At 48.8% G+C, this 10,943-nt stretch carries 12 protein-coding genes and 1 tRNA gene; 9 read left to right on the forward strand and 4 right to left on the reverse strand.

Going from position 1 to position 10,943, the window contains the following annotated elements; all coding sequences use genetic code 11:
- Nucleotides 1-92 precede the first annotated feature (92 nt).
- The 4 genes from AC2215_RS20565 (at nt 93) to AC2215_RS20580 (ending at nt 3,978) form a co-directional block, all read left to right on the forward strand.
- Nucleotides 93-941 (forward strand): hypothetical protein, encoded by an 849-nt coding sequence (locus tag AC2215_RS20565; protein WP_486811880.1) that lies wholly within the window; start codon nt 93-95, stop codon nt 939-941.
- A 157-nt stretch (nt 942-1,098) separates the two neighbouring features.
- Entirely contained in the window at nt 1,099-1,701 is a 603-nt protein-coding gene (locus tag AC2215_RS20570; protein WP_486811881.1) for an alpha/beta fold hydrolase, read from the forward strand.
- A 792-nt stretch (nt 1,702-2,493) separates the two neighbouring features.
- Nucleotides 2,494-3,048, forward strand: coding sequence for a hypothetical protein (locus AC2215_RS20575; RefSeq protein ID WP_486811882.1), 555 nt, complete (start codon nt 2,494-2,496; stop codon nt 3,046-3,048).
- Between the two features lie 366 nt (nt 3,049-3,414).
- Nucleotides 3,415-3,978, forward strand: coding sequence for a hypothetical protein (locus AC2215_RS20580; RefSeq protein ID WP_486811883.1), 564 nt, complete (start codon nt 3,415-3,417; stop codon nt 3,976-3,978).
- A gap of 113 nt (nt 3,979-4,091) precedes the next feature.
- Here AC2215_RS20580 and AC2215_RS20585 read toward each other — a convergent pair.
- Nucleotides 4,092-4,165, reverse strand: a tRNA-Pro gene (locus tag AC2215_RS20585).
- 43 nt (nt 4,166-4,208) lie between these two features.
- Here AC2215_RS20585 and AC2215_RS20590 point away from each other — a divergent pair.
- The gene (locus AC2215_RS20590) at nt 4,209-5,090 is read left to right on the forward strand and encodes a PD-(D/E)XK nuclease family protein (protein ID WP_486811884.1); all 882 of its coding nucleotides are present in this window, start codon (nt 4,209-4,211) and stop codon (nt 5,088-5,090) included.
- Nucleotides 5,091-5,500: 410 nt separating this feature from the next.
- Nucleotides 5,501-5,815 carry a Mo-dependent nitrogenase C-terminal domain-containing protein gene (locus AC2215_RS20595; RefSeq protein WP_486811885.1) on the forward strand — a complete coding sequence of 105 codons (315 nt, stop codon included), beginning with the start codon at nt 5,501-5,503 and terminating at the stop codon, nt 5,813-5,815.
- A 106-nt stretch (nt 5,816-5,921) separates the two neighbouring features.
- On the opposite strand, the gene AC2215_RS20600 is transcribed toward AC2215_RS20595, so the two are convergent.
- Both AC2215_RS20600 and pdxA read right to left on the reverse strand, forming a co-directional pair.
- The gene (locus tag AC2215_RS20600) at nt 5,922-6,047 is read right to left on the reverse strand and encodes a hypothetical protein (protein ID WP_486811886.1); all 126 of its coding nucleotides are present in this window, start codon (nt 6,045-6,047) and stop codon (nt 5,922-5,924) included.
- 257 nt (nt 6,048-6,304) lie between these two features.
- Nucleotides 6,305-7,351 (reverse strand): 4-hydroxythreonine-4-phosphate dehydrogenase PdxA, encoded by a 1,047-nt coding sequence (gene pdxA, locus AC2215_RS20605; RefSeq protein WP_486811890.1) that lies wholly within the window; start codon nt 7,349-7,351, stop codon nt 6,305-6,307.
- A gap of 46 nt (nt 7,352-7,397) precedes the next feature.
- Here pdxA and petM point away from each other — a divergent pair, with 46 nt between their 5' ends.
- Nucleotides 7,398-7,505: a cytochrome b6-f complex subunit PetM gene (petM, locus tag AC2215_RS20610; protein WP_486811887.1), complete on the forward strand. Its 108-nt coding sequence runs from the start codon at nt 7,398-7,400 to the stop codon at nt 7,503-7,505.
- A 46-nt stretch (nt 7,506-7,551) separates the two neighbouring features.
- Here the strand turns inward: petM and AC2215_RS20615 are convergent, their stop codons facing one another.
- On the reverse strand, nt 7,552-7,857 hold the full coding sequence (locus AC2215_RS20615; RefSeq protein WP_486811891.1) for an ArsR/SmtB family transcription factor: 306 nt from the start codon (nt 7,855-7,857) through the stop codon (nt 7,552-7,554).
- 782 nt (nt 7,858-8,639) lie between these two features.
- On the opposite strand from AC2215_RS20615, the gene AC2215_RS20620 reads away from it, so the two are divergent.
- Complete coding sequence (locus AC2215_RS20620) at nt 8,640-9,623, forward strand: SDR family oxidoreductase (RefSeq protein WP_486811888.1); 984 nt, start codon at nt 8,640-8,642, stop codon at nt 9,621-9,623.
- 45 nt (nt 9,624-9,668) lie between these two features.
- The gene (locus AC2215_RS20625) at nt 9,669-10,586 is read left to right on the forward strand and encodes an NAD(+) kinase (RefSeq protein ID WP_486811889.1); all 918 of its coding nucleotides are present in this window, start codon (nt 9,669-9,671) and stop codon (nt 10,584-10,586) included.
- The last annotated feature ends 357 nt before the right edge of the window (nt 10,587-10,943 follow it).

Here is a 10,943-nt window from a genome sequence, read left to right on the forward strand (position 1 = left end):
ATGACGCGGTGACGCGGGGATGGGGAGAGGGAGAAGATTTTCGCAACTGACTCATTGTCCATTGTCCATTGTCCATTGTCCATTCTCTTCCCATGACCGATATCCGCAAACTCATCAATCGCATCGCTTCCCAAGAAGAACAGCTCAAATCCACCAGTTTCCTTGCCCCCTGTACCCCCCGAAGCCGCGTTCGCACCCGCGTCGCCGGACTCGTCCGTACCTTTACACCGCAACCGGCGAATTTTGAGGGATGGGGCATTTTTCAACCTCGAAACGATCGAGATGCGGCACTCGTCGAAGAAGCGGACTTCATTCAGATTTCCGAGTATTTACAGCAGTTCCCGGCGGTGCGGTTGTGGCTGGCGTACCGGCTGCGGGGTCAAACCTGGCTGGCTTATCCCGCCAACGAATCCGACGTTCGCCAGCGCACTGGAGTCGCCAAACCCGTGCCGATTTACCTGGTTGGCGAGGGGGAAGCCTTTGAAAGTGCGATCGCTCGCTGGGATGGCAGGAATTGGTGGTTTGAGGAAATCGATCGTCGCATCGATCCGACGATTCCCGAACGACTGCGAGCAGAATTGAAAGCCGTCACCCTACCGGAAGCCTTGAACTTCAAGGGAATGACCCCGGAAATGAAAACCACCTACGATTTGGTGTTTGGCCGCCTCTGGACTCCCGAGAAGCAGCAGCAACAAGACGAACGGCGGTTGCGCGAGGCCCTAGGAGTCGGTGGCGGCCAGTTGCAGGAATTTCGCGATCGCGAGGATTTTTGGCTGGTGGAGTGGACGACAGGGGACGGCGAACGTCACACCAGTGCCATCTCCAAAGCCGATTTAACGGTGATGAGTGCGGGAATTTGCTTGAGTGGAGAAGATCGCAACTTCGACCTACAATCTCTGGTGGGTGTGGTGGAAGATCGCGACGAAGAAGAGGATTGGTAAACCTGTCTGAAAACTTATCAAAACGGGTCTGGCAAAGGTCAGTCGTAGGGTGGGCAGTGTTCCTGTGGGGTACAAAATTTGACACGGGTTCGAGAACGGTCCACTCACTTCCACGATCTTGAAGAATAATGCGATAAATCCAGGAGAAAACATAGTCATGACCTCAACTTCGATCGAATCAAAGTTTGTCAGCTTATCCGGTGCAGAAATTCATTATTTGGAAGTTGGAGAAAAAACTGCAAACAACACGGTTTTGTTACTCCACGGTGCCCGTTTTAGCGCCCAAACTTGGCAGGATATCGGCACGCTACAATTCTTAGCCGATCGCGACTGTCGTGCGGTTGCGCTAGACTTACCCGGCTACGGTCGATCTCAAAAAATTACAGGCGATCGAGTGACGTTTTTGCTCGACCTTATCGATCGTCTTACCCTCGATCGACCCATCGTCATTTCTCCGTCGATGAGCGGTCAGTACAGTCTACCTTTTATTACCCAACATTCTCATCAACTTAGGGGATTCGTTGCCGTCGCACCAGTTGGGATCGATCGGTACCAAAAACAGTTGCAAGGTATCTCCCTCCCTACCCTCGCGATTTGGGGAAGTAACGATCGCGTCATACCGGTATCGCAAGCGGATACGCTACTTCAAACAATGCCAAATGGAACTAAGGTTCTGTTACCCAATGCCGGTCATCCTTGTTATCTAAAAGCCACAGCCCTGTTTCATCAGCATTTGATGCAGTTCGTGCAAGGTATTTGAGCAGCCTTAGAATTCAAGAGCAACTAAAATATAGAAAAGATGATAAAGACTCTAAGTTTATTTACACCTAGAGTCTTTGGCGATAATTGTTTAATTTTAACATCCCCCAAATCGGTCAATATTTTTCATCCCAAAAGGTGAGTTCGATTATTTTTTGTTTGGTTAACCTAAGCATAGATGCTCTAAAGATAAATAAAGAGGTCGCCTAAAAGAGTAAGGATTGACTTTTCAAATGCTTACGGTCGCTTTCAAATTTGTTGTTGAACGGTTTCTTCATTAGGTTTCGCTCGAACTGAATCTCCAAACAACCTCATCGGCTTCTATTTAAGTCAATGGGGGCTGCGCTCGAAACTCAAAGTCAGTTCGTTCCTATCTAATCCGCAATACAAATTAGGTGTGAATTGAGTGTTTTTTTGATTTGAGATTTAGTTTGTCACAATAATTGAGGGAATTGGAATAAATTTTTCATTGAAGCAAGCACGAATTATATAGAGTTATCAAGTTCGTTGGGTGATGAAAGTTGCCCGGTATCGTTACCATCACTCTACGACTGAAATCACTCAAGGCTGACACTCGAATCGAGATAAAAATCGAGCGTCACTCAATTCACTCAATGTAGATAGCAGTAATCCTTCTCGATTTTGATTTTCTACAGAAATCGTTAAAGCACCGTCAATATCGAGAATTGAATTTTTGAAGAAATGAGCATCTTAAAACAGAAGAGATTCTATCCCTGAAGAATCATTGCTTATCTTCATTCGATTCCTCTATCATTTGACTGGAGAGTACCTAATGCTAATTTTAAAGCCCGATCGCGTACAATCTTGTATTGTCACTCGCTGCCGAAAAGGTAAAGAGCAAAAGCTGACTGGTTTAATTTACCAGGCACAACTCTTTGTTCTGTGTAAATCCTATACCAAAGACCGCAAAAAAGAAGCCATTTGGTGGTTTAGAAAAAAATTTTTAGAACGGGACGAGCCTCTATCTTCTTTTATTCTAGATGAACCCAACTGTTGGAGTATTTGGTACCACGACGATAGCCTCACATATCTCGGTCGTTGCCATGTCAATCGCGTTCTATTATCTTGTCTCGATCCTCGACAAATTATCGAGCAAATGAAAATTGACCCAGAACTCTATCTCAAAGATCGCCGTTATAATTTTCGGACCTATTCACAGTGTTTTTTTGGACGAGATGCAGTCTCGTGGATGATGAAATCCTTAAGTTTAAGCCGAGAAGAAGCCATCGAACTCGGACAGCTCTTAATTGAAAAAGAATGGATTTATCACGTTACCCACGAACATCCGTTCCGGGATGAATACTTGCTCTATCAATTTTACGAGTAAGTCGCACGATCGAACTCTTGATGTTTAGCTTAATAATTCCCACTTTAACGAGTTCGATATTAATTTTTATTCCCTGAAAGTACAATCGAGTCTTCGCTTGATAATCTTGGAAAAGCTAAAAATTCTAAAATTTTAGCGAAGAGGATGTAAAAGTTGTCGTTAGCTCGAATGATTCACCTAATGGCGGACAGCTGAGATCTAAATTCTCACTTTATCTTAAATTTTACGATCGTCGAACAAATATTTTTTCACAGTCATCGAAGCAAATGATAAAATATTTTAAAGCTTTAGCTTTGTCTACGGCTTTAAAATGTTAACTTTATCTCCCCATTAGTTATTCTCTTAACTGCCCATTGGAGATTATCTATGCTGATTTTAAATGCAGAAGAAGTTCGGTACTGTCAAGTGACCCGACAAGTGAAGGGGCAAATCGAAAAGTTACCGGGAATCATTTACCAAGCCCAACTTTTTTCAAAATGTAAATCCTATAGCAAAGCGCAAAAACAAGCCGCGATCGAGTGGACTCGAAAAAAAATTATCGAAACCCAAGAGCAAATCTTGTTTTCAATTGTTGAAGAACCCCAAGCATTTAGTATCTGGCGGCAAGATTCTCGCTTGCAATATGCAGGAGATAAACCTCAGCAATCCAATCGTTTAGTCGATCGGGTCAATTTTCAAAACCTCGCCCATCAAATGCGTCAGAATGGGGGCGTTGAGGTTCGCGATCGCCGCTACAATCTGAAAACCTATCCCAGTTGTTTTGTCGGTCGAGAAGCGGTGTCGTGGATGATGCAACACTTGAAGATTTCTCACGAAGATGCACTCGAACTCGGACAGCGATTAATTGATGATAAATGGATACATCACGTCACTTACGAACATCCTTTTCGGGATGAGTATCTTTTTTATCGCTTCGATATCGATGAGTAAGAGTAATATTGATGAGTCATCCCATCCCACATTCCGCCTCATCATCAAAAAGCCGGCTAACCTCAAATTGAAGTTAACCGGCTTCGGGGTAAAAATGTATTAGGCTGATACGATCGGAGCGGCGGGATTTGAACCCACGACCCCCACTACCCCAAAGTGGTGCGCTACCAAGCTGCGCTACGCCCCGACGCAGAATTTAATAATAACATACTGTCGGGCGATCGCAACCCATGCCAAAACAATCAAAACGCAAATCCCACGATCGAACTCCTCAAACCCGCGATACCATTGCGCTCCCATCGGTGTTGCGCATCTCTCAGCAGCACCTGGAGTTGCTGTCGGTATGTCCTCGCAAGTTTCAACGAGTCTTTCTCGATCGCCTCAACACGCCGCTGAGTCCAGAACGCCAAGAATCCCTCGCGGCGGGAAGTCGGTTTCATTTATTGATGCAGCAGCGAGAACTCGGTTTACCCATCGAAGCCATTGTCGATGCCGACGAGCAACTTACCCGATGGCTAAATGATTTTATTGCGGCTGCACCGGATGTGTTCCTCCCGGACTTAACTCAACCGGAAACGGTGTTTCGCCAAGCAGAACACGATCGCATGCTGAGTTACTTGGGGTTTGTCCTCGGCGGACGTTACGATTTGCTCGTCGGCGACCCCCAACAGGCACAAATCTTCGACTGGAAAACCTATCCCCGTCCCCAAAATCCCACCTGGCTGGCCGGGCATTGGCAAACTCGACTCTATCCCTACCTGCTCGCCGAAACTAGTGACTACGAACCGGAACAAATTTCGATGACTTATTGGTTCGTGGGGTCTGGGGGTCGGCAATCGGAAGTCCCCGAATCCCAATGCCATCATTTTCCCTACAGCCGCACCCAACACCAGCAAACCCACCGGGAGTTAACCCGCCTTTTGGGGTTACTGCGCAACTGGTTGCAAGATTACCAACAAGGCAAATCCTTTCCTGCAACCCGCGATTCCCAGAGTTCGTGTGAGGGTTGTCAGTTCGCATCCGATGAGGCATCCTCCTCCACCCATCTCGATGGAGAACCCACGGCGACGGATTTGATGAATGTTAGCGAGATTCCCGAAATTCAACTGTAACGGCGATCGAGCGTGAAAGTATAGACGAAGATGGCAACAACGTTTTTGGCGGTTGTCTGTCACGGAATTGGCTCGATCGAACGATGCATATTTGCGCTGAGTTATTCCTATTCATTCAATAGATACCACCAACAAGCTCAGCCTATAATTGCTTAAATCAAAAAAGCTTATAGTTCAAAACTAAAAATATAAGCTATGATTAATTTATCAAAAAAAGCGATGAGAAAAAGCAATCGAAAAAAACTCTAGAAAGCAACTCTCATCCCCACAAAATCGGGCGTGCGATAACTCTCGTTGCCACCCGATCGAAAATCACCGATTCGATGCGATCGCGATCGCACAAATTCATTGAGTTTTCGTCAAACGTTATAGGTAGATTGCAAATGATTACGCAATCGAATGGAGGTTTTATGTCTGGAATTAATCGTCCGTCTAGCCCGAAAATCAATATCTTACACTGCCTTCTGGATGTGCTGTTACAGCCCTTGCGCCAGTGGCTCGATTCCCTCGAAACCCGCGATGCGAACGTTGCGAAATGGGTTTGCAAGCTGATTCCCGCTCAATGTCCCTTCGAGCGAGATTTTCAATTTATGGGTCGTACTCTCTTCCATATTCCCCCCTTGTGCAAACTCAATCCCTTCTACGAACAATTCGTCGGTTTGCGCTTTCGAGCCTTATGTTTTTTAGCCGATGAATGCGGCGAAGATATTTCAGCTTATTGTTAGAAGTATAGTTCCATCGAACTCAAAACAATATTTGCATCAAGCGTCACTTACTCTCTCTACAAATATTTGACATTTAAGCGATCGCTTCACCATTTATTCAAGTACTTTACGGGTGCCAATAGCCATCAATGAGTTGTTTCAAAGTTCGATCGTTTACGGGAATCACTTCTACATCGCAATCGGTCGTGAGGTGCGTCAGTAACGGTCTAGCTGCCTGAGAGATTCTAGTCAAAATTTCAGTCGATCGGACTTCGTTGACCACATCGAAGGTTTCTAATTCGTGAATTGCATCAAATATGCACTCGATCGCGACTTCCTGTTTCTCGTATCTCGGCTCATCTAATATCTGTAGAGAATACCAATTTAAGGAAACAGCTCATTTGTCAAGGGTTCGATCGCGAGGATGGCATGGTAAATCAAAAGATGACTCTAGAGAGGTCGTCAGCATCTTTCCCCCGACGCCCCCGAAGCCTCCCCTACCTGCGAATCCTAAACAGCGCAGCCAATCCCCGATAACCGTCGCGCGCTCAACTCGGCGGCCAATGCGATCGCCGATTTCATGCTCGTGGCATCGGCAATTCCCCGACCTGCAATATCGAACGCCGTACCGTGGTCTGGAGAGGTGCGAATAAACGGCAAACCGATGGTGGTATTCACCGCCCGATCGAATGCCATCAGCTTCACCGGAATCAATCCCTGATCGTGATACATCGCCAAATACCCATCAGCCGTGCCATTAATTAAGTTGGCTTTCTCTTGGGGCGCGTACCAAGCCTGACCCGGTTTCACCCACAGGGTATCCGGCGGTACGGGACCGTCGAGTTGCAGGGTGGGACGGCGCTTGCGTTCGGCAGTCAACCAAGGAATCAGCCAATCTCGCTCTTCGGTTCCCAGCTGACCTTCCTCGCCGCTGTGGGGGTTGAGACCCGAAATGACAATCCGAGGTCGATCGATTCCAAAGTCTTGTTGCAAGCATTCTACGAATAAATCCAGCTTCCGCGCCAGCAAGTCCGGTGTCAGCGTGCCGGGAACTTGAGAGAGGGGAATATGAGTTGTGGCGAGTAACGTCCGCAGCATCCAGCCATTGTGGGGAGAACGAGCGGCAAATAACATCCCAAATCGATCGACTCCCGCTCGTTCGGCTAAGACTTCTGTTTGACCGGGATACTCGAAACCGGCTGCTTTCCACAACGACTTAGCAATGGGGGCCGTGACGATGCCGTGAAATTCTCCGGCGAGGGTGCGATCGATCGCCGCTGTTAAATAGGCAAAACTCGCACCCCCACTGGCGGCATTTCCCCGACCCCATTCAATCTCGCCCATTTCTGTCGGAACTTCTAAGATCTCGAGGGTATCGGGATCGGCGAGGGGAGTGTTGGCGTTGAGTCGATCGTAAGTTTTGAGCAAGATAGCTCGCGATCCCACCACCGTAATTTTGCAGCGATCGAAGACGGCGCGATCGCCCAGGGCTTTTAACACGACCTCCGGTCCGATTCCCGCCGGATCGCCCAAAGTAATCGCCAAACGAGGGTACATTGTCATTTATACTGAAATGATTAGATTTGTAAACAGAGACAAATAAATGGCCGGAGAAATTTTTAATACCGCAGTTTTATGTTTCAGCCTCATTTTAGTCGGCTTGGGTGTCGGCTTCCTACTGCTCAAAGTGCAAGGCGGCGAACCCGAGTAAACTGAGGCAATGTTTTGGGATTAATCTTTGGAGTTAATCTTCGGGATTAATCCTCGGGCTCGTCGAGATGCTCGGCGACTTCCCGGTACAGGTTTAAAATATGAGTGTCTTTTAAGAAGTAATAGACATTACGGCCGAGCTTTCGATATCCCACCAAACGAGCAGCGCGTAGAGTCCGCAACTGGTGAGAGACTGCCGATTCGCTCATCTCGACCGCAGCAGCAATTTCGCACACGCACAGTTCTTGCACCGCCAATGCCGAGACGATCCGCAAGCGATTGGGATCGGAGAGGCTGCTAAAAAACTCAGCCATTCGCTGGGATTTTTCGACACCGAGCAGCTTCGGTTGCAGTTGACCGACACTGTCGGGGTCGACGGAATGTCGAGTGGTACATAGAGGTGCTTTTATTGTCGGTTCGGTCGTCTGTGGAGCTGTTTCGAGGTCAGTCACGATTATTTGAGGAAATCAGTTCGGATAGGCGAATACGTTCTAATGTACCGGAGAGTTCGGACCCCTGCAGAGATGGGGCCGATGTAAGTTTGCGCAGATCGCGTCGAACCGGGTTTTTCTCCTAAGGCAATTCTCTCATCGATCGCCATCGAGTAGAGACAAGGTGTATCTTATCTGTTAATATTTTATCAAACGTTAAGAATTGTCACGCAACTCTCATTTACAACGGATTTTCTGTTGCGGTCAGAAGCACGCTCGTGCCAATGCCGACGAGAGGGTGATTGTTAGGTTAACCAACGAAAGCAAAAGTTTTTCGGAACGTTAAGCCGATCGTTTGCGAACCGATATCGATCGAAGTGCGACAGGTCGATAATTGCGACCCAGCCGCTAAAATTGGTTGGTTTCTCGAATGAGAAGCGATGGTTCTAGACGCGAACGGGAGTATGTGTGGCAGGTGTGTCGCGGTTTGTCATCCGGGTGAGAGTTTAGAGCGGTTCGTCGTTTCCGACAGGCAGTTGCAAGCAGTTTGTCGGAATAATGGCAAACGGCCAATAGACTCTTGTCAGAGCATCCCTCAACCGAATAAATAAACCCCAATCTATAGAAAACCTACTCATAAATTGTTAAGGAGAACATCCCGCTCTCCCAACTTCAAGGGATATCGGGAGTCGTAGAGATATCGAATGAGCCTATTAATCGTCGGTGCTACTGGCACACTGGGAAGACAAATCGCTCGCCGTGCCCTAGATGAAGGGTACGAGGTGCGCTGTCTCGTCCGTAATTTCAATCGAGCCTCTTTTCTGCGGGAGTGGGGAGCGGAGTTAGTCCGAGCTAATTTGTGCTATCCCGATACTCTCCCCCCTTGTCTGGAAGGAATTAGTACCGTCATTGATGCATCCACTGCAAGGCTGACGGATTCTTTGAGCATCAAACAAGTGGATTGGGACGGCAAGGTTGCTCTCATCCAAGCCTGTGCGGCTGCGGGAATCGAGCGCTACGTATTCTGCTCGATCTTAGATGCCGAAAAGTATCCTCAAGTGCCCCTGATGCACATCAAGCACTGTACCGAGTTATTTTTAGCCGAATCCGGACTCAACTACACCACCTTAAAATTGAGTGGGTTCATGCAAGGCTTAATCGGTCAGTACGCCATCCCCATCTTGGACGAGCAAACCGTATGGATGACCGGAAAAACCGCTCCGGTAGCCTACATGAATACCCAAGATATCGCCAAATTTGCCGTGCGCGCCCTGTCGGTGCCCGAAACCGAAAACAAGACCTTCCCCGTGGTGGGGTCTCGCGCCTGGAGTGGCGATGAAATCATCGGTCTGTGCGAGCAGAAATCCGGTAAAACCGCCAAAGTGACCCGAGCGCCTCTAGCCCTGCTGCGAGCCGTACGGAAAATCACCCAATTTTTCCAGTGGAGTTGGAACGTGGCAGATCGCCTCGCCTTTGCCGAGGTGATGGCATCGGGTAATCCCCTGACTGCATCCATGGATGAGGTATACCCGGTATTCGGACTTGACGAGAAAGAGACCACCACCCTGGAATCTTACCTGCAAGAGTATTACGATCGCATTACCAAGAAGCTCAAAGAGATAGAATACGAGCAAGCGAAAGCTAAAGAGCGCAAAAAAGCTAGACAGAGGACTCCATTCAAGTCTTAAGTCTCCCGCTCGACTCAATTTTGTCCCACTAGTTGGATCGATCGCGTGCCTAAAGCCGGCATTATCTACAACGACATCAAACCCGTTGCTTGTCGCGTCGCCCAGGAGGTCAAAGACAAGCTCGTATCCCGAGGCTGGGAAGTTTTAGTCGCCACCGGAGTGGGTGGAATGCTCGGGTACTCCAAACCCGATAGTATTGTCTGCCATACTCCCCTCGACGGTTTAGTGCCCCCCGGCTTTACGGCCGATATGGAGTTTGGCATTGTCCTGGGAGGAGACGGCACGGTTTTGGCGGCCTTTCGACAGGTTGCCCCCATCGGTTTGCCCCTGTTGAGCGTGAATACCGGTCATATGGGTTTTTTGACCGAAACCTATCTGGCGCAGTTAGATTCGGCGATCGATGCGGCGATCGCCGGCAAGTATCAAATCGAAGAGCGCTCCATGTCCGTCGTCCGGTTGATGCGCGAAGACACGGTGATGTGGGAAGCCCTGTGTTTGAACGAAATGGTGCTGCATCGGGAACCCCTGACGAGTATGTGTCACTTTGAAGTAGCCATCGGTCGTCACGCACCGGTGGATATTGCCGCTGATGGGGTGATTATCTCCACGCCGACGGGTTCGACAGCTTACTCCCTGTCTGCTGGGGGGTCGGTGGTTACCCCTGACGTTCCAGTGCTGCAACTGATGCCCATTTGTCCCCATTCCCTGGCGTCTCGGGCGCTCATTTTTTCCGATCGCGAACCGGTAACGGTGTTTCCAGCCCACCCCAACCGGATGGTGATGGTTGTTGACGGCAACGCCGGGTGTTACGTGTTGCCCGAAGATCGAGTCGAGTTGGAGCGATCGGCTTATAACGCTCGTTTCATCCGCCTCAACGACCCCGAATTCTTCCGCGTCCTGCGGGAAAAACTGGGCTGGGGACTACCCCATATTGCCAAACCGACATCGGTGGAGTTGCCCTAGGGATTGAGGGCTTCGGGGAGAGAATGGACAATTGATAATTGACAATGGGTGCGTTGCTACACCCTACACCCCACACCCCACACCCCACACCCTCCCCTCGCCGGAAACTGTCTTATCGAGGGCCTAACTACCTACTTACCTACTGCTGTCGCCAGCGACGGGTAAACTCGACCATCGTTTGGTTGGAGGCTTGGTCTTGGAGCCATTCTAAAGCTGCTCGTTGGTGGGGCAGACCTTTGTAATATTTGGCAACGTTCACCAGAGACAGCGTCTTTGTCGGTCTGGGGGACGGGGATGGTGATGGTAATGGAGACGGCGACGGGAATGGTGATGGTGATGGAGACGGGGATGGCGATG

The organism is Zarconia sp. (genome assembly GCF_057467645.1).

Coding starts and splice junctions, on each gene's coding strand:
- AC2215_RS20565 (WP_486811880.1), top strand. CDS start 93: ATGACCGATATCCGCAAACTCATCAATCGCATCGCTTCCCAAGAAGAA.
- AC2215_RS20570 (WP_486811881.1), top strand. CDS start 1,099: ATGACCTCAACTTCGATCGAATCAAAGTTTGTCAGCTTATCCGGTGCA.
- AC2215_RS20575 (WP_486811882.1), top strand. CDS start 2,494: ATGCTAATTTTAAAGCCCGATCGCGTACAATCTTGTATTGTCACTCGC.
- AC2215_RS20580 (WP_486811883.1), top strand. CDS start 3,415: ATGCTGATTTTAAATGCAGAAGAAGTTCGGTACTGTCAAGTGACCCGA.
- AC2215_RS20590 (WP_486811884.1), top strand. CDS start 4,209: ATGCCAAAACAATCAAAACGCAAATCCCACGATCGAACTCCTCAAACC.
- AC2215_RS20595 (WP_486811885.1), top strand. CDS start 5,501: ATGTCTGGAATTAATCGTCCGTCTAGCCCGAAAATCAATATCTTACAC.
- pdxA (WP_486811890.1), bottom strand. CDS start 7,351: ATGTACCCTCGTTTGGCGATTACTTTGGGCGATCCGGCGGGAATCGGA.
- petM (WP_486811887.1), top strand. CDS start 7,398: ATGGCCGGAGAAATTTTTAATACCGCAGTTTTATGTTTCAGCCTCATT.
- AC2215_RS20620 (WP_486811888.1), top strand. CDS start 8,640: ATGAGCCTATTAATCGTCGGTGCTACTGGCACACTGGGAAGACAAATC.